This window comes from Bacillus alkalicellulosilyticus (assembly GCF_002019795.1).
Lineage (GTDB): Bacteria > Bacillota > Bacilli > Bacillales > Bacillaceae_F > Bacillus_AO > Bacillus_AO alkalicellulosilyticum.
The window spans coordinates 1,574,112-1,591,504 of sequence record NZ_KV917381.1 but is presented as its reverse complement, the minus strand read 5'-3'; the positions used below and the strand labels follow the sequence as shown (position 1 = coordinate 1,591,504).

19 protein-coding genes and 1 tRNA gene are annotated in these 17,393 nt (G+C 37.8%); 2 read left to right on the top strand and 18 right to left on the bottom strand.

Annotated features, from left to right (window positions below; translation table 11 throughout):
• Positions 1-44 precede the first annotated feature (44 nt).
• The 5 genes from BK585_RS08145 to mce all read right to left on the bottom strand — a co-directional run bounded on the left by BK585_RS08145 (position 45) and on the right by mce (position 5,202).
• On the bottom strand, positions 45-338 hold the full coding sequence (locus BK585_RS08145) for an EscU/YscU/HrcU family type III secretion system export apparatus switch protein (RefSeq protein ID WP_078552965.1): 294 nt from the start codon (positions 336-338) through the stop codon (positions 45-47).
• Positions 335-2,566, bottom strand: coding sequence for a hypothetical protein (locus BK585_RS08140; RefSeq protein ID WP_078552964.1), 2,232 nt, complete (start codon positions 2,564-2,566; stop codon positions 335-337). Before BK585_RS08140 ends, BK585_RS08145 begins: the two co-directional genes overlap by 4 nt.
• A gap of 244 nt (positions 2,567-2,810) precedes the next feature.
• Positions 2,811-3,311 (bottom strand): MarR family transcriptional regulator, encoded by a 501-nt coding sequence (locus BK585_RS08135; RefSeq protein ID WP_170885510.1) that lies wholly within the window; start codon positions 3,309-3,311, stop codon positions 2,811-2,813.
• Positions 3,312-3,603: 292 nt separating this feature from the next.
• Complete coding sequence (locus BK585_RS08130; RefSeq protein ID WP_078552962.1) at positions 3,604-4,722, bottom strand: M20/M25/M40 family metallo-hydrolase; 1,119 nt, start codon at positions 4,720-4,722, stop codon at positions 3,604-3,606.
• A gap of 69 nt (positions 4,723-4,791) precedes the next feature.
• On the bottom strand, positions 4,792-5,202 hold the full coding sequence (gene mce, locus BK585_RS08125) for a methylmalonyl-CoA epimerase (protein ID WP_078552961.1): 411 nt from the start codon (positions 5,200-5,202) through the stop codon (positions 4,792-4,794).
• A gap of 130 nt (positions 5,203-5,332) precedes the next feature.
• Between mce and prli42 the strand changes: the two genes are divergently transcribed.
• Positions 5,333-5,425, top strand: coding sequence for a stressosome-associated protein Prli42 (gene prli42 / locus BK585_RS23960; RefSeq protein ID WP_170885509.1), 93 nt, complete (start codon positions 5,333-5,335; stop codon positions 5,423-5,425).
• Between the two features lie 85 nt (positions 5,426-5,510).
• Here prli42 and BK585_RS08120 read toward each other — a convergent pair whose 3' ends face one another.
• The 11 genes from BK585_RS08120 to lpdA all read right to left on the bottom strand — a co-directional run bounded on the left by BK585_RS08120 (position 5,511) and on the right by lpdA (position 15,157).
• A complete protein-coding gene (locus tag BK585_RS08120; protein WP_078556693.1) occupies positions 5,511-6,023 on the bottom strand; it encodes a L,D-transpeptidase in 513 nt (170 codons plus the stop codon).
• Between the two features lie 66 nt (positions 6,024-6,089).
• Positions 6,090-7,043, bottom strand: coding sequence for an aromatic acid exporter family protein (locus tag BK585_RS08115; protein WP_078552960.1), 954 nt, complete (start codon positions 7,041-7,043; stop codon positions 6,090-6,092).
• 134 nt (positions 7,044-7,177) lie between these two features.
• Positions 7,178-7,252 (bottom strand) — tRNA-Arg (locus BK585_RS08110).
• An 82-nt stretch (positions 7,253-7,334) separates the two neighbouring features.
• A complete protein-coding gene (locus tag BK585_RS08105) occupies positions 7,335-7,694 on the bottom strand; it encodes a hypothetical protein (RefSeq protein WP_078552959.1) in 360 nt (119 codons plus the stop codon).
• A gap of 117 nt (positions 7,695-7,811) precedes the next feature.
• The gene (locus tag BK585_RS08100) at positions 7,812-8,237 is read right to left on the bottom strand and encodes a BrxA/BrxB family bacilliredoxin (protein ID WP_281248887.1); all 426 of its coding nucleotides are present in this window, start codon (positions 8,235-8,237) and stop codon (positions 7,812-7,814) included.
• A 317-nt stretch (positions 8,238-8,554) separates the two neighbouring features.
• The gene (locus tag BK585_RS08095) at positions 8,555-9,721 is read right to left on the bottom strand and encodes a metal ABC transporter solute-binding protein, Zn/Mn family (protein ID WP_078552957.1); all 1,167 of its coding nucleotides are present in this window, start codon (positions 9,719-9,721) and stop codon (positions 8,555-8,557) included.
• Between the two features lie 133 nt (positions 9,722-9,854).
• Positions 9,855-10,313, bottom strand: coding sequence for a hypothetical protein (locus tag BK585_RS08090; protein WP_078552956.1), 459 nt, complete (start codon positions 10,311-10,313; stop codon positions 9,855-9,857).
• A 130-nt stretch (positions 10,314-10,443) separates the two neighbouring features.
• Positions 10,444-11,694 (bottom strand): dihydrolipoamide acetyltransferase family protein, encoded by a 1,251-nt coding sequence (locus tag BK585_RS08085; RefSeq protein ID WP_078552955.1) that lies wholly within the window; start codon positions 11,692-11,694, stop codon positions 10,444-10,446.
• Between the two features lie 24 nt (positions 11,695-11,718).
• The gene (locus tag BK585_RS08080) at positions 11,719-12,702 is read right to left on the bottom strand and encodes an alpha-ketoacid dehydrogenase subunit beta (RefSeq protein ID WP_078552954.1); all 984 of its coding nucleotides are present in this window, start codon (positions 12,700-12,702) and stop codon (positions 11,719-11,721) included.
• A 14-nt stretch (positions 12,703-12,716) separates the two neighbouring features.
• A complete protein-coding gene (locus BK585_RS08075) occupies positions 12,717-13,706 on the bottom strand; it encodes a thiamine pyrophosphate-dependent dehydrogenase E1 component subunit alpha (protein WP_078552953.1) in 990 nt (329 codons plus the stop codon).
• A 29-nt stretch (positions 13,707-13,735) separates the two neighbouring features.
• The gene (lpdA, locus tag BK585_RS08070; RefSeq protein WP_078552952.1) at positions 13,736-15,157 is read right to left on the bottom strand and encodes a dihydrolipoyl dehydrogenase; all 1,422 of its coding nucleotides are present in this window, start codon (positions 15,155-15,157) and stop codon (positions 13,736-13,738) included.
• Positions 15,158-15,575: 418 nt separating this feature from the next.
• On the opposite strand from lpdA, the gene BK585_RS08065 reads away from it, so the two are divergent.
• On the top strand, positions 15,576-15,809 hold the full coding sequence (locus tag BK585_RS08065) for a DUF2627 domain-containing protein (protein ID WP_078552951.1): 234 nt from the start codon (positions 15,576-15,578) through the stop codon (positions 15,807-15,809).
• A gap of 232 nt (positions 15,810-16,041) precedes the next feature.
• Here the strand turns inward: BK585_RS08065 and BK585_RS08060 are convergent, their stop codons facing one another.
• Together BK585_RS08060 and BK585_RS08055 are read right to left on the bottom strand one after the other, a co-directional pair.
• Positions 16,042-16,455: a VOC family protein gene (locus BK585_RS08060; protein ID WP_078552950.1), complete on the bottom strand. Its 414-nt coding sequence runs from the start codon at positions 16,453-16,455 to the stop codon at positions 16,042-16,044.
• 83 nt (positions 16,456-16,538) lie between these two features.
• Entirely contained in the window at positions 16,539-17,357 is an 819-nt protein-coding gene (locus BK585_RS08055; RefSeq protein ID WP_078552949.1) for a DUF368 domain-containing protein, read from the bottom strand.
• Between the last annotated feature and the right edge of the window lie 36 nt (positions 17,358-17,393).

Below are 17,393 nucleotides of genomic sequence, written 5' to 3'. Positions count from 1 at the left end.
CGTATCATATTCTATTGATTTTATCGGCTACACTTCTCATTTTGTTAATAGTTTTTCTCCATATCCTCAATAAGAAGTAAAATTTCTGCAATAACGGAATAGAGTTGAGGAGGTATATTGTCCCCTAAATCCATATCCAACAAGTTCTCGAGTAAAGATGAATCTTCTTGTAAATGAATATTATTTTTTTTAGCTAATCCTATAATTTGCTCTGCTACTTGTCCTTTGCCTGAAGCAACCACTTTAGGACTTTGACCATCTTCATACCGAATTACTGCAGCAGTAGGACCATTTATATGTCTACGTTGTTTATGATTAAAATGTTTTGAAACCATCATATTTTATAGTCAAATCCCTTCTCGGTAAAAATCGGTTGAGATGTTGTTTCCGTATTTTTTCGTTTTTGTTCTTGTGCTTCTTCTATATTTGATAGTTTTGAATAGTTAATTCCTTGTATTGAAAATCCGATATCAGATATCATTTTCACACACTTTTCTACTAATGGTTCCATTTTTTCTTTGAATTCTGGAAGGTCATTTTTCACTGTTACTGTTAAAAGTCGTTCTTGTACCCCTACCAATATCCCAACTTCACCTAACTTTGGCGTTTCCATTTTAAAATACAGTTGGCAATTCTCCCAATCCACTTGTTGTCCTTCGTTTCTTGAGTTAACAAATACTTGTAAATTCTCGACGTGATTTTGAAGTAGGAATGGAAGTTGAAGAAACAACTGCTGTTGATTTGTTGCATCCGACTTACTCAATAGCTGTTGTCCTGTAATATTTTGAAGAGCTTGAGTTGCTTGTTGCGCAACACGACTTCCTTCCTCTTCAGAGCGAATAAGTTGCATTAATAATGCTTTCATATTTCGCTGTTGCCCTTCCTGATTTAACATATCTCTGTTCGATGAACTTAACATTTGCCCAATTTCACTTTCCCGATTTAAACCAAGTGACCTAACAAGTTCAAACATTTGTCGCGCAGACGGGTCTTGTGGTGGTCGAATCGTCTCATTCATATGTTGAAGAAGCTGTTGTTGTGGTGTCCTTCCCTCTACTTGTTGCTGAGATACAAAGTGCATCACCTTTGTTTCAGATGGCTTAAATTGAATTTTTTCCACTGTAGCCTTTACTTCTGAAACAATCCTCTGTGCTTCTTGATACTGACCTTTTTGTAATCGTTTTTTTGCTTCTGCTAAGTGACTGCTCGCTTGAAGTAATGACTTTTCGGTCTTCATATCAGTCAACATCATCATGTCACTTTTTAAAATCGCTTGGTCCAATTTATGAATCGTAGCTTCAAGTAACGGTTTTACTTGGTGCTGTGCTCTTTGTTTAGTTTGGTCAATAATCCGAATGACCGAGTCTAGGTTTCGATTAATTTCCCGCTGTAACTTTTTAAAATCAGCTGCTGCCTGTGCTAGTTTTTCAGTTATCGTTGTTACTACAATATCCTTTGAAACAGGCTGTATGCTAGTTTGAAAAGCTTCTTGATTTACATACACCTGGCCCGTTTGGTCTGTTCCTTTTGAAGAGAGATTCTCCATCTGAACAAGAGCCTCCATAACCTGCTGTCTAGCAGACATTTCTCTTCCTTGGGACAGAAAACTACTTGCCTTTTCCATTGTGCTTGTCAAAAGTTCATGATGCTCTGTCTTCCCAAGTAGCAATTGTTGTATTTGTTGAAATGCTCGTTGGGCATCTGGTTCTTTCTGTAATACCTGTTTTGCCGTTTCTATTATAGATGATTGGCTAGGTGCTGGCCCTTGTACATCACTAGGCATAAGTGCATTCATGATTCTTTCCATAGCGACTTTTTCTAATTGACGGGCCGCTTCGCCTGTTTTTTCATTGCTCATTTGGTGAAGGTACCGTGCTTCTTTTAAGGCTTGTTCAATCCGCCGCTTAGTTGAATCATCAATGGTTGTATCCCTTTCTATCATGTTTGTAACTTCTCTTACCATTTGCTCTACTGATGCATGAGAGTTCTTAGGTTGAGGGATATAATCAGAATCAATTTGTCTGGCGATGTCGGACATAACCTCGTTCATTTGCTTTCCATGGAGCGCTGTATGAACAGACTGAATGTGATTCCTTGAAATCGGAAGCTCTTTTTCTGCTAACGCTCGAATCGTTGCTAATTTCTCTTGGGTACTTCCTGAACTAGATTCAAAAAAGTTCTTAATTTCAGATATTCCTTCTTTAGTAACGGCAATCCCTTTACCTTCTAAGGTTTGAAGCGCTTGTTTCACTTCTGGGCTTGTAGCTTGACCACTTGAAGAGCTTGACTTTGCACTGTCTGACTTAGTTTGAGTATCCGTTGTTACTTCCTTAACTAAAATTGTTTGATTGTCTAGTGTTTTATCAAATTGGACCAACACTCTATCACCAGAAGGTACTTTATCTGCGAATGTCGCTGAAACTTCCTTCCCTTTAATTAATAGTGTTGCTTCATTTGCCGATTTCCGTTCTTTAATGGTCGCTTGTAAAAATTCACCTTGGCGAAAGCGTACATTTTTTTCAGATATTCCTGATTTTGAAGACGACATTTGAGCTGTAATTTCCATCTGATTCACTCCCGTACATTGTCTATTGTTATATATATCGGACTAGCTTTCTATTTTCTTAATGTTATAAAGACGGTATTAATAGGAATTTTTAAAAATAAAAAAAGACCAGTCTCTCATCGGTCTTTTCATAGTTTTATATATAAAGTATTAATCAAGCATCGATAAACGATGCATTTAGTTTTAGACAAGGGAAATAGTCGTATATTAGAATCAATTATGATAGCAAACAAAATATAAAATATTAAATGTCTTTTGTAATTTTTGTATCTCCTGTTTTTTCTAACCATTTAACAAACTCAGGTCCATGGAAATGTCGATTTAAATCCTTGTGGAACTCAAACATCTTCTCCAAGAATTGTTGATTTTCTTCACTTTCTTGGAAATATCCCATGACGTATTCGGTAATTTTATAGGAAAACTGCGAAGATAGTCTAATTTTTTCTTCTCCTTCTTCTGTTACCATTACATAGGAAACACGAAGGTCATTCTCGTCCTTTATCGTCTGGACAAGACCTTTAGCTTTTAATCGTTTAATTACTTGCATAACCGTAGATAAATCCCATAAACCAATTTCAGCTATTCTAGACATTGGAGCCTTTTTTTCAAAATAAACAATCCATAATAGATGTTGTTCGGATTGCGTTAATCCAATCGATTGTGCATTTTTTTGCCAATCTTCATCTAATACTTTATACGTACCTCTTAATAAGTTTATTAATGAATGGGAAATACTATAATCCACATCCGTCACCCTCTCTCATTTGCTTCCAAAAAAGCGTTACATTTATACTATAATAATAATTAGTTTGTTTTTCAAAACTTTTTTTCATTTTTTAGATAATTGAATTCATCGCTCACAAAGATAGCAGTAGATTGCGCGGTTTTTGTCGATTGAAGTCGACATTACCGCCTTTTATAGCAACACATCTATGTGGTTAATTCTGTAGGGATATTTCCCTATTATATAGTATTAATATACTACTTGTCATTAAAAAAAGAAAATTAACCATCACCACACGATGATGGTTTTTTTGTCACTTCGATACTTCTTTAATAATGGCAACTACCGCTTCTGCTAACTTTACTAGTTCTTGAATTGGCATTTTTTCATTTGTTGTATGAATGTCCTCATAACCAACAGCTAAATTAACAGTTGGGATACCAAATCCTGAAATGATATTAGCATCACTACCCCCACCACTTTGAAGTAAACGTGGGGTCCTTTGAATCGAAGTTAACGCTCTTTTGGCAACTTGAACGACATGGTCTTCTTCTCCTAACTTATAGCCAGGATACATTACATCGACAGTTACCTTTGCTTCTGCTCCCATCTCTTTTGCTGTATCTTCAAAGGCTGTCCGCATTGCTTGAACTTGAGCATCCATCTTACTCTCAACTAACGAACGAGCTTCAGCATGGATTTCTACATGGTCACAAACGATGTTTGTTTGCGTTCCACCTTCAAATCTACCTATATTTGCAGTAGTTTCTTTATCGATTCGGCCAAGAGGCATTTTTGATATTGCTTTAGCCGCTACACTTATAGCTGACACTCCTTTTTCTGGTGCTACTCCAGCATGTGCAGTCTTTCCAATTACAATCGTATGTATTTTCGCTTGTGTTGGGGCTGCAACTATAATATCCCCAACTGGTCCATCACTATCCAAAGCGTACCCAAACTTTGCGACGAGTAATGATGGGTCTAGCTCCTTGGCACCGACTAGTCCGGATTCTTCACCGACTGTAATAATAAACTGAATCGTTCCGTGCTGAATTTGCTGTTCTTTTAATACTTTTATCGCTTCAAGCATCGCTGCAATACCAGCTTTATCATCTGCCCCAAGTATTGTTGTTCCATCTGTTACCACATACCCGTCTTTAATTGAAGGCGAAACCCCTTTTCCTGGGACAACGGTATCCATATGAGACGTGAAGTATATAGGGTCAACTTCATCCTTATTTCCAACTAATGTACAAATCAAGTTTCCTGCACCATGACCTGTTTTATCCGTCGTGTCATCTTCTATAACCTCTACCCCTAGTTCGGAAAACAACGCTTTTAAGCGAAGAGCAATTTTGGCTTCATCCTTTGTTTCTGAATCAATTTGTACGAGTTGAAGAAAATCGTCGATGATTCGCTGTTCATTTACCATTTTAGACCCTCCTAATAGTAATCTATACTAATAGTGTGAAATTTTTTTATTTCAATCAAGTAAAAACACTTATTTTTTTTCACAAAACTCAACCAAAGCTCCATTTGCAGACTTTGGGTGAATGAATGCAATATGAGCCCCGCCTGCCCCCTCAACTGCTTTGTCATGCACCATTTGAACACCTTTTGCTTTTAATTCTTCTATCCTTGCATCTATATTAGAAACCCCAACAGCTATATGATGAATTCCTTCACCTTTCTTTTTAAGAAAAGAAAATATCGGACTTTTTTCTGATAATGGTTCCAGTAATTCAATCTTAGATTGACCAATTTCTAAAAAAGCTACACGTACCCCTTGAGAATCTACCTCTTCTATGGCAAGCAATTTTAACTGTAAAACGTCCTCGTAAAAAGGGAGGGCCTTCTCAATTGAATATACCGCAATCCCTATGTGGTCAATTCTTTTCGCATTGCCTTCCATTCGATTTCCTCCTATATTTCTATCTATTTATTTCTGTATTACCTCCCGTAAGTCCTTCACGTTTATTTCCACTTGTCCTAAACAAGTTTTCACGTTAAAATATGTATAGTACTATTGAGGAGGTCATCTCATGCCACAAAAATTTAGAAAAGCTATTATTTATATTATGATTGCTACTATGCTTCTAGGCGGAATTTTCACAGGAAGTGCATTGTTACTATAAGAGTATTCATTAATAAATTGCTCATTGTTTAGAGGAGGGTGGGACAAAAGGTTGTTACCTTTTGCCCCACCCTCTTTTCTTGATTTTACTCGCTCAATGCACCATGGAGATTTGCAATATGTTCAAACGTTTCAGTGGTAGAAACGATTGTTATTCTTGTTCCAAGAGGAACCAATTCAAATAGCTCTTCTACATCTTTGTTATTTAATCGTACACAACCAGCTGTTACATAGCTTCCTATTGATGAAGGTCGATTTGTACCATGAATTCCAAAAGTACGTCCATCTGTATCATCCACATCAAAACCAATCCAACGAGTACCTAGTGGATTATCCTTTGACCCACCTTCAATATTCTTCTTCCGATAATAAGGGTTAATGGCTTTGACTACAACTGTAAACGTCCCTTCAGGAGTTAAATCGTTTGTTTTACCAGTTGCAACCGCATATATTTTTTTAATCTCACCATCATTGATATAGGCTAGTTGATTGGTCTGTTTATTAACGATGATAAAAGGATCTCCTGGTAGAGGATTAACACCTAAAGGCCAAATTGGAGAAGCAACAGCAAAACACATAAAAACGAAAAGGATACGCAGCATTGTAAGCCCCCCTACACTCTACTTTTTAATAGTGTTTCGCCTCTATGGCTATCCTATACCAAATTACTCCTGCGATGGCGCTAACGATTGCTTAATGAGTAAGTATTGCTCTAACTCATGCATGATGTATCTTAACGCTGAGCGAGTTTCAAACTCTTTCCTCGTTTTAGGAAGTTCCATTTCTCTAAAGTCTACTCGCATTTCTTCCAACTTCACTAAAAAGTGTGGACCTCTATTTTTTGGGGTAACCGCTTGGCTTAATTCCTCAAAATAATCAGCTAATGTATCTGCTTGAATTACTTTTTCTTGAACAGATGAGACAAATGGAAGAATTCTTTCGATAATTTCAAATTGCTTTTCTCTCATTTTAAAATAATGATAATATTCGTCCTGGAACCGGACAACATGATTTTCAATATTTTTAAGGGCAATGTCTTTTCCCGTTTGAATAATAGTATACGTCTCCGTTACTTCTTTTCCATCCCATAACTTTTCCTCATGTCGTAAATAATGAGACATTTCAAATAAAATCGTTTTAAAGTTAGCTTCAATTTGTTCTTGATATGTATGTAAATCTTTTTCTACACTCGGCATATATAAATTCATTAGTAATGCAACGCCTATTCCTATTATAATTAGCAAAAGTTCGTTTAGGATAATAGCAACACTGACTGTTTCCAATGTATAAAGATGTAGAATGATAACGGAGCTTGTAACAATTCCTTCTTTAGTTTTCAGTTTCACCGCTAATGGAATAAACAATAGAAGTAATATCGCTAAGGCAATCGGATTATATCCAATAACCTCAAAGAAAAGAGCTCCCATGGCCAGTCCGACAATGCAAGCTAAAAATCTTTCCCACGATAGCTCCAATGACTTTTTTCTTGTCACAGAAATACATAAAATAGCTAGGATCGCAGCAGAAGCATAAAAGTCAAGGTTGAGCACTTGAGCGAGCCCAATGGCTATCCCGGCGCCAACCGCAGTTTTAATCGTTCTGTAGCCTATTCTAAACATCGATATCAGCCCCAAACATAGTCACTACTTCTATTATAGGCTACTCATAAGCAGCAAGCAAAATAAAGCCCTACTTCCTGAAAACAACAAAAAACCCTTGGAGCGAATGTCCAAGAGTTACAATAGTAATAGTATGGCGCGCCCACCAGGATTCGAACCCAGAACGCGAGAGCCGAAATCTCGTGTGATATCCATTTCACCATGGGCGCATTTTTTAAGACAAGGTTTAATATAACCTATTTCGATAATAATGTCAATAAGAAGGAGGAGCCAAGAAAGGCTCCTACTTCTTTATGATTGTGTCGGTTCTTCCCCTTCAAGCATTTGCTCAAAGCGTTCATTAATTTGTTCATCACTATATCCTAATGTATGTAACCTACCTGCAAAGTTTTTTGCCCAGAGTTGAAAACGTTGCGCCATTTTGGCATATTTCTTGGCATTAGAGCCTTTTGTTTCTTTAGATCGTGCCTCAGCATTAGACATGACACTTTCAACGATGAATAAACCTTTCCATACTTCATCTTCAGAGAAGTTTTCATGGTTTTCCGTTAATGTTTCGAGCACATTTTTATAATATGTACTAAATTCTTCAAACGAAATTTCTTCGTCCATGTTAAGATATTCTTGCATTTTATTGTATAACTCTTCCATGTGACACCATCCTTTTAAGATTACTGTGACATTATAGCATATCATTGGATAAATTAAAAAGCTCGAAAATAAAAAAGGAGGGACCCTTTGCCAATGCATTTGGGTCCCATTGTGTATTTATTTACAATACTCATCAAATGCTTGTTCTAGCTTTTGAACAACTTGGATTGGTTCATGACCTTCAATTTCAAACCGTTCTACCATCATCTTAATTTCACCATCTTTAAGTAGTGCAAACGATGGTGAAGAAGGAGCATAACCTGTAAAGTATTCACGAGCTCTTGCTGTTGCTTCTTTATCTTGACCAGCAAATACCGTGACTAAGCGGTCTGGTTTTTTGTCATAATTGGCCATATACGCAGCTGCTGGTCGAGCAATTCCACCAGCACAACCACACACAGAATTAATCATAACAAGTGTGGTACCATCCGCTTTTAAGGCTTCATCTACTTCCTCAGGTGATAGTAACTCTTGGTAACCAGCTGATTGCATATCTTTTCTTGCTTGTTGAACTACATCATTCATAAAAAAATTAAAGTCCATACTTATTCACTCCTTGAATTGTTTCTCTTCTTTATTGTAACCGTTATTCTTGTGCTTACCAACTACTTCGTACTAAATTGATTAAGAAAAGACGCTAGCGGTCTTTTCTTAATTGCGATGCGCGAAGCCACTGCCCTCTTTTTAAAAGTGCTTAAATAAGTGCACTTCTTATTAAAGTACGCGCAGTGAGCGAAGCCATCGCTCTTCCTTTATTCGCTTCCAAGACATCTTCGAGGAACTAATATTTATAAACTTTCTTATTTTATTCAGCAAGAAAAGGTGAATGGGTCAGTAAAAACCCCATTCACCTTTGTTTTTTATTGAAGTAACGTCTGCAATGCCTCTATATTTTTTCTCATTAAACTAAAATAGTCTTCGTTATTATTTACATCCTCATTTGTCAATACTTCAAGATTGTGAATATAAACTGGGTCAGCACCAATTTCACTTGCTACAACTTCTGCCATTGTACTACTAATATTTTGTTCAAACGCAACATAATTAATTTCGAGTTCATTCGCTAAATCAATAACTCCTTCTAGCTGTTTTTGTGAAGGTTCGTTTGTTGGCGAAATTCCTGTAATCCCAACTTGTTTAATACCGTATCGGTTTTCCCAATATCCATATCCTGCATGAGAAACGATAAATGTGTCTTTTTCAACTTCTGATATTAACTCTTGAAACGCTTGATCTAATGCCTCTAATTCAGCCTGTAAGCTTGAAAAATTAGCCTCAAAAACTTCCGCATTTTCAGGTTGAAGCTCAACTAATGCTTGTTTGATATTATGAGCCATCTCAATAGATAAAATAGGATCTAGCCATACGTGCGGGTCTTCATCACCATGTGCATGGTGATGTTCGTCATGCCCGTCCCCATGGTCATGGTCATCATGCTCATTTCCATGGTCATGGTCATCATGCTCATTTCCATGGTCATGATCATCATGCTCGTGTCCATGGTCGTGGTCATCATGCTCGTGTCCATGGTCGTGGTCATCATGCTCGTGTCCATGGTCGTGGTCATCATGCTCGTGTCCATGGTCATGGTCATCATGTTCGTGTCCGTGGTCATGGTCATATGCTAATAATACAATACCTTCAACAGCTTGAACGATATGTACCCCTTCATTTGTAACGGTATCAATGACAGCTTCAGCAAAACCTTCTATTCCTGCACCATTATAAATAAATAAATCGCCCTCTGCAATATCTATCATTCCTCGAGCAGTTAGCTCAAACGTATGTGCATCAGCCCCTACTGGAATAATATTTGTAACATCTACGAATTCTCCACCAATTTTCTCAGTAAAATCTTGTAAAGGATAAATTGTAGTAAATACTTTTAAAGGTTCTACAGTTACTGCATCCTCTTGCTCTTCTATTTCCTCTTCCGGTTGTACTTCTTCAACAACTTCATTCCCACAGGCAGCAAGGGCTGAAGATAGTGCTAACATTATTGAAAAAGCGATAGCCTTCCATTTCATATATATTTCTCCCCTTTTCGTAATCATTCCGTTTACGTCTATCACGGTTATAAATTATATCGAAACAATTACGATTTGTAAACATTTTTATTACATACATAGTAAAACTCAACAGAACATAATCTGTTGAGCTTTACTTTTTACTTTTAAGTTTTGCTTTAAATATCTCATTCAACTCTTTTTGCATTTCAAATAAATAAGGTAGAATTTCTTTTATTGCCTTACTATCTCGTTGTTCTACCGCCTTGTAAAACTTTTGCTGCACCTTGTCATGTTTTTCGACCCACATTGGTTCGATCATATCTTCATGGTCAAGTTCTCCGCGCTTTGAAGCAGCCCTGATTTCTTTTAAAAGCATCGACTTTTCTTTACGGATTTCATCCCATTCAGTGACAAGTTGTGGCTCATATTTTTCTGCTAACAATTGATAATACATTTGAAAATGGACTTCCATTCCCTTGTGGTAACAACCTTGACTATGACTTTTGCTATTGTGGTCGAGCCCTTCCTCTGCAAACACATAGCTTGTTCCGGTCGAAGTAACAGCGATAGCTACAATAGCGATCATTAGTTTTTTACAAAACTCATTCATGACAGAGATCACCTTCCTTCATATGTTATCGTACCCTAAGCTCTATTATTCATTCTAAGTTCTCCTCAAATTTGTGAAAAAGAAAAAGCTAATCATTCCGCCGATACGGAATGATTAGCTTTTTTACGTATTAATATATTGATGTATGTTCAATTGAAATCGATTCAATTTTTTCCTTAACTCGAGCTAAGAAACGGCCACAAACTAAACCGTCTAAAATTCGGTGGTCTAATGATAAACAAAGGTTGACCATACTTCGAATGGCAATCATATCATCAACAATGACAGGACGTTTCACGATTGATTCAACTGAAAGATTGGCGGCCTGTGGTTGTTTTATAATCGGGTTTGATAAAATTGAACCGAATGACCCTGTATTATTAACAGTAAATGTACCATCCTGCATGTCATCGTATGACATACGACCCGTTCTAACTTTCGTAGCGAGCTCTTGAATTTCAAAAGCCAGCCCTTTGATAGATTTCTCATCTGCATGCTTAATAACGGGTACAAAAAGTGCGTCCTCAGAAGCGACAGCTAGAGATATATTAATATCATTTTTTTGAATGATTTTATCTCCTGCCCACATCGAATTCACTTGTGGGAATTCTTTTATTGCTTCGACAACTGCTTTTATGAAAAACGGAAGGTAAGTTAAATTGAAACCTTCTCTTTCCTTAAAAGAAGCTTTGTGCTTGTTTCGAAAATTTACTAAATTGGTGGCGTCTACCTCAACCATCATCCACGCATGAGGGGCTTCGTGTTTGCTTTTGACCATATTTGCAGCAATCGCCTTACGAACTCCAGTAAGCGGGATTTCAATATCACCCGACGCTTGGTTTGGTACTCCTACCGGTGGCACTGCTGTAAACTCTTGCTGGCGATTCGTACTCTCTTCTTGCACTACTTGTCCAGGAGTGCGTTGTTGCCCTTCAACTATAGCCATTATATCTTTTCTTGTAATACGCCCCCCCTTGCCTGTGCCAAGAACGTTATCTAAATTTATATTATGCTCTTGTGATAAACGAAGAACCGCTGGTGAATAACGTTTTTTCTGACTAACATTATCAGTATCCTCTATAGTTACTCCTCCGTGCTGAGGAGTAACGGTTTCATTATCAACAATAGTGTCCGATATACTCTCTTCAATTTCAACAGTACAAATGACCTTTCCAACTTCAACTGCTTCATCTTCTCGAACCGTGAGCTCCTTAATCGTCCCCGTAAATGAAGAAGGAATTTCAGCATTTACTTTATCGGTCATGACCTCGGCAATCGGGTCGTATTTATTCACGTGGTCCCCTGGTTTGACAAGCCATTTGCTAATTGTTCCTTCCGTTACACTTTCACCAAGCTGAGGCATTGTTAATTCCTTTAACATCCGTTGACCTCCTTTCTTACTCTTTTAAAATTCTGCTAACTCACGCATTGCTTTTTCTACTTTTTCAGGATTAATCATAAAATGCTTCTCCAACGGTGGTGAATACGGCATGGCAGGAACATCAGGACCTGCTAATCGTCGAATCGGTGCATCTAAATCAAATAAACAATTTTCTGCAATAATAGCAGCTACTTCTCCGATAATACTACCTTCTTTGTTATCCTCGGTTATGAGCAACACTTTTCCAGTCTTTTTTGCCGCTTCAATAATGGCTTCTTTATCTAATGGATAAACCGTTCGTAAGTCTAAAAGATGAACAGAATACCCATCTTTTTCAAGGTTTTGAGCCGCTTGTAGAGCAAAATGGACAGCTAATCCGTATGTAATAACCGTAATGTCGTCGCCTTCACGCTTCACATCAGCCTTACCAATCGGAAGAACATACTCTTCTTCAGGGACCTCTCCTTTAATTAACCTGTACGCTCGTTTATGTTCAAAGAACAACACAGGATCATTGTCTCGAATGGCTGCTTTAAGAAGACCTTTTACGTCATATGGTGTAGATGGCATCACAATTTTTAAACCTGGAACCGAAGCGAACATTGATTCCACGGATTGCGAATGATAAAGTGCGCCATGGACTCCACCACCGTATGGTGCACGTATCGTCATTGGACAACTCCAATCGTTATTGGAGCGATAGCGAATCTTGGCAGCCTCACTTACAATTTGATTGACCGCAGGCATAATAAAATCAGCAAACTGAATTTCCGCGACAGGGCGAAGTCCATACATCGCTGCTCCAACACCAACACCTACAATCGCAGACTCTGCTAGAGGAGTATCCATGACTCGGTCTTCTCCAAACTGTTGGTACAAACCATTTGTGGCTCTAAACACACCACCTCTAGCTCCTACATCTTCTCCTAGTATAAATACTTTTTCATCACGTTCCATCTCTTCACGAAGAGCTTGGGTTACCGCTTCTATATAAGAAATAATGGCCATAATCTTCCTCCTCCTTACTCTGCAAAAATATGCTTGAACAAATCATCAGCTGCTGGGAATGGTGCATTTTCACCATATTCTGTTGCTTCATCAATTTCTTTACGAATTCGGTTTTCTAACTCTTCTTCTACTTCTGGTGTCAATACACCCGTTTCTTTTAAGTACATTGCAAATGTAAACAAAGCATCTTTCTTTTTAGCTTCATCCACTTCATCTTGCGAACGATACGTTTTATCATCATCATCACTCGAGTGTGGTGTTAAACGGTAAGAAACCGTTTCTACCAACGTCGGTCCTTCCCCAGCTCGAGCTCGGTTAGCAGCTTGGTGAACCGCTTCATAAACAGCAAGAGGGTCATTCCCATCTACTGTTACACCCGGAATACCATAACCAATTGCCCGGTCTGATATGTTTTTACAAGCTACTTGTTTATCATAAGGAACAGAAATCGCATATTTATTATTCTCACACATAAAGATCGCAGGAAGTTTGTGAACAGAAGCAAAGTTAATTCCTTCATGGAAATCCCCTTGGTTTGATGACCCTTCCCCAAAAGTAGTAAACGTCACAAAATCTTTCCCTTCCATTTTTGCTCCTAATGCAATACCAGCTGCATGTGGAACTTGCGTTGTTACAGGTGAAGAGCCAGTAACGATTCTATTTTTCCGTTGACCAAAATGACCAGGCATTTGTCGTCCACCAGAGTTGGGATCCTCTGCCTTAGCAAAAGCAGACAGCATTAAATCTCGTGCAGTCATTCCAAACGTAAGAACAACTCCCATATCACGGTAATACGGAAGGACATAATCTTTTGACAAATCAAGTGCAAATGCAGCCCCTACTTGTGCAGCTTCTTGTCCTTGACATGAAACAACAAATGGAATTTTCCCAGCTCGGTTTAATAGCCACATTCTTTCATCAATTCTTCTTGCTAAAAGCATCATCTCATACATTTTTAAAACAAATTCATCTGTTAATCCCATTGATTTATGACGGTTTGTCATCTTACTTCCTCCTTAAACTAAGGCTTTTGTTACGAATGTATCGCTTTTCCATCTACCGCTAACGCAGCTTCTCCAATAATTTCTGATAGTGTCGGATGAGGATGAATGGTTTGTGCTACTTCCCAATGCGCTGCATCTAATACTTTAGCAATCGCTGCTTCTGAAATCATATCCGTCGCATGCGGGCCAATCATATGAACACCAAGTAAATCATCCGTATTTTTATCAACAACCATCTTTACAAAGCCATCCGTTTCACCATAGACAAGAGCCTTTCCTATCGCCTTAAAAGAAACTTTTCCAGTTTTCACTTCATATCCTTTTTGGGTGGCTTCTTCTTCAGTTAAGCCAATGCTTGCTACTTCTGGTTGACTATACACACAACGAGACACCGTAGAGTAATCAAGAGTATGTGGTTTCTGCTGAGCCATATGTTCCACCGCAATGATTCCTTCATGAGAAGCTACATGTGCTAGTTGTAGTCCGCCAATGACATCGCCAATTGCATAAATATGAGATTCTTTTGTTTGATAAAAGTCGTTTGTTTGGATAACTCCATTTTCAATGACGATATCTGTATTTTCAATGCCAATTCCTTCAATGTTGGCAACTCTTCCGATTGACACTAATAACGCCTCAGCAGTAAATTCCTTTTCTGCCCCTTTATATTCCGCACTGATAGAGACCTGTGCGTCTTTAGTCAATGTTTCTGGAAGGACTTTGGCGTTTGTTATAATCTTAACGCCTTTTTTCTTCATGACTCTTTGCATTTCCCTTGAAATTTCTTTGTCCTCAGTTGGTAAAATACGGTCAGCAAATTCTAACACCGTTACTTCTACGCCAAAATCAGAGAATAGAGAGGCCCATTCCATGCCAATGACTCCTCCACCTACAATAATGACAGACTCTGGAAGCTTGTCTAATTCAAGAGCCTCATCCGAAGTAAGGATTTGCTTTCCATCTGGCTCAAGTCCAGGCAAGGTTTTAGGCCTTGACCCTGTTGCAATCATCACATGCTTTGGCACAAGCATCGTGTTTTCCTGTCCACTGTTTAATTCGATTGAAATCGTACCGGCTTGTGGTGAAAAAATCGAAGGACCTAGAATACGCCCTGTTCCTTCAAAGACATCAATTTTACCTTTTTTCATTAAATGTTGGACACCTTTATATAATTGCTCAATAATTTTTTGTTTTCTTTCTTGTACTTTCAAAAAATCAAAGGAAACTTCCTTGGTTACGATACCAAAGCTGTCAGACTTTTTCACAGTACTATACACTTCTGCACTTCTGAGCAAAGCTTTTGAAGGAATACAACCTTTGTGGAGACATGTCCCTCCTAATTTCGCTTTCTCAACAACTGCTACCGATAGTCCTAATTGAGCTGCACGAATCGCAGCTACATACCCACCAGTACCAGCTCCTACTATGACCAGATCATATTCTTTAGCCATACGTCTCCCCCTTATATTATAAATCATATGTTGCCTTTTGTACGTAATATGATAAATATTTAGTGTTCTAGAAAATTATACTGGAACAGTTTTTTTAGTACCTCATACTTAGAGTAAATGTTAGTACTAAATTGGTCAACCATTGTATGTACTTTTCTTACTTCTTTTACTTTACCATATTTATCATGAACACTTGTACTATTAGTTAAACTTTCATGGCTACGACACATTTCATTCGTGTTGTTCTAGAAAAAAAATTAATCCTTTATTTGTACTGAAATAAAAAGTGAGAGGAGTCATATTATTACTTGGTCATAAATCTTTCATAAGATCGCTAAAGCTTTTTTGGACAGTCTCACTCATCTTGAAGTAAAATAGAATAATCATTATGTTAGATGAAGAAAGGAAACTACGTGAGATGCAACGATATATTGCTTTACTAATACTTGTAATTCCAGCTATATTGGCTGGATATGGCATAAAGCTTATGAGAGATACCGTGTTTCAACACCTGATAACTCCATTCCCTAACCTATGGATACAATTTTTCTGTGGTCTACTATTTCTACTAGGTGGCCTTGGATTTGTTGGAGGATTTATATTTCACCGGGACCGTAAAAATGGTAAAGTCGCTCCTAAGTATAGAAAATAAGAAAAACGGCAAAGCCGTCTTTGATTAATTACGATGTGTGAAGCCACTGCCCTCTATTGAAAAAGTGTTTTACTAAGTGTATTTCTTAGTAAAGCACTTGCAGTGTGCGAAGCCCTTTCCCTTCCCTGAGTCATCCTGCAGGGCTTCTATGCCTTTCTATAATTTGATATTTTCACCTTAAAAAGGAGGAAGCATTCGGGTTTACCCATGCCTTCCTCCTTTATTTTATGCATTATTTTATAACCTTTTCTTTGAAAGCAGGACTTAGTTCACTCCAAACATCAAATTTATTCCCGTCTAAGTCAAAAAATATAAAATTCCTTCCAGGGTGCCCTCTGTCTTCAATTTCTCCTACTGTTATTTCATTTTCAATAAAATCCTTATGTAGTGCTTCTAACTCTGCTATACCATCGACTTCAAATGTTAACGAAAATTGTTCCTCACCATAACAATCAATGAAGTTCGCACTTTGATTTTCTGGTGATTTAACGAGAAACATACTTTGGTTTGCAAGATTTAAAATCGCTTTATCTTGGTCCTGATAACTCAATTGTGCACCTAACTTATAGATATACCACTCAGAAGCACATCCAACATCCGTTACCGGAATGTACGTAGTCCCGACTCTCAGTAATTTTTCACGCATATACAATCTCCTTGGAAAATGACATTTTTTATGAACTATTCTCTTTTTCTAGCATTTATCCTTCTTTTATGTTAAAGATAATTTCAGCTATGTTTTGGTTTTAACAGATGGACGACTGCTAATCCACCGTTAAAGGTAAGAACAGATACAATGATAATCGGTATTGTAATCGTACCCTCTATCTCATTGAATATGGCAATAATCGACCCAGAGACAAGTCCAACCATTGCTGCATAGGCAGCTAATGTAAAATGCTCTAAAAGATAACGAACTACTTTACTCGTAAATAAAACACCCGCAATGACCCCTAGTCCAATGGCTATAATTATAGGCAAATGAAGATCTAATAATGATTGGGTAGCTATTTCATATACTCCTAGTATTGTAAGGATGAGCGCTCCGCTTATTCCTGGCAGGACAAGCGCCGTACTAGCAAGAAGCCCCGCTCCAAACAAGAAGATGTAGTCGCCCCTCGATATATTCTCGCTAGAAAGTTCATATCCACTTCCTAGAATTTGTCCAATAACAACGATAAAAAAGAAAAGAGCGATGATTACATAATGCCTGCCTTCAAACGAAGAGAGGGAATGCCTCCTAGCCTCATTCCAAAGTTGAGGTAAAAAACCTACAATAATCCCCACAAAAAATATAAGTGTTTGTGTTCTAAAGTTGTCTAATAAAAAGCTAATGGTAAATATAGAACAAGCAAATCCGATAATCATCCCTAACCCAAATATAACAAGAAAAGGGATTGCTTTTCTCCGATCAGGAGTCGTGATAATACTTATTGAATAAAGCAATTTCTCGTAAATCCCTAGTATCATCGCTACCGTACTCCCGCTTACACCTGGCACAGTTTCAGTTATACCAACAGCCATTCCTTTATACAGTGTCTTAAGCATGTCATGTCCCCTCTTTAACTACCCAAAAATAGAATA

Bases quoted from the DNA above. Each gene is read 5' to 3' on its own strand.
- BK585_RS08145 (WP_078552965.1), bottom strand. From the start codon at position 338: ATGATGGTTTCAAAACATTTTAATCATAAACAACGTAGACATATAAAT.
- BK585_RS08140 (WP_078552964.1), bottom strand. From the start codon at position 2,566: ATGGAAATTACAGCTCAAATGTCGTCTTCAAAATCAGGAATATCTGAA.
- BK585_RS08130 (WP_078552962.1), bottom strand. From the start codon at position 4,722: ATGGTAAATGAACAGCGAATCATCGACGATTTTCTTCAACTCGTACAA.
- mce (WP_078552961.1), bottom strand. From the start codon at position 5,202: ATGGAAGGCAATGCGAAAAGAATTGACCACATAGGGATTGCGGTATAT.
- prli42 (WP_170885509.1), top strand. From the start codon at position 5,333: ATGCCACAAAAATTTAGAAAAGCTATTATTTATATTATGATTGCTACT.
- BK585_RS08115 (WP_078552960.1), bottom strand. From the start codon at position 7,043: ATGTTTAGAATAGGCTACAGAACGATTAAAACTGCGGTTGGCGCCGGG.
- BK585_RS08105 (WP_078552959.1), bottom strand. From the start codon at position 7,694: ATGGAAGAGTTATACAATAAAATGCAAGAATATCTTAACATGGACGAA.
- BK585_RS08100 (WP_281248887.1), bottom strand. From the start codon at position 8,237: ATGGACTTTAATTTTTTTATGAATGATGTAGTTCAACAAGCAAGAAAA.
- BK585_RS08095 (WP_078552957.1), bottom strand. From the start codon at position 9,721: ATGAAATGGAAGGCTATCGCTTTTTCAATAATGTTAGCACTATCTTCA.
- BK585_RS08090 (WP_078552956.1), bottom strand. From the start codon at position 10,313: ATGAATGAGTTTTGTAAAAAACTAATGATCGCTATTGTAGCTATCGCT.
- BK585_RS08085 (WP_078552955.1), bottom strand. From the start codon at position 11,694: ATGTTAAAGGAATTAACAATGCCTCAGCTTGGTGAAAGTGTAACGGAA.
- BK585_RS08080 (WP_078552954.1), bottom strand. From the start codon at position 12,702: ATGGCCATTATTTCTTATATAGAAGCGGTAACCCAAGCTCTTCGTGAA.
- BK585_RS08075 (WP_078552953.1), bottom strand. From the start codon at position 13,706: ATGACAAACCGTCATAAATCAATGGGATTAACAGATGAATTTGTTTTA.
- lpdA (WP_078552952.1), bottom strand. From the start codon at position 15,157: ATGGCTAAAGAATATGATCTGGTCATAGTAGGAGCTGGTACTGGTGGG.
- BK585_RS08065 (WP_078552951.1), top strand. From the start codon at position 15,576: ATGCAACGATATATTGCTTTACTAATACTTGTAATTCCAGCTATATTG.
- BK585_RS08060 (WP_078552950.1), bottom strand. From the start codon at position 16,455: ATGCGTGAAAAATTACTGAGAGTCGGGACTACGTACATTCCGGTAACG.
- BK585_RS08055 (WP_078552949.1), bottom strand. From the start codon at position 17,357: ATGCTTAAGACACTGTATAAAGGAATGGCTGTTGGTATAACTGAAACT.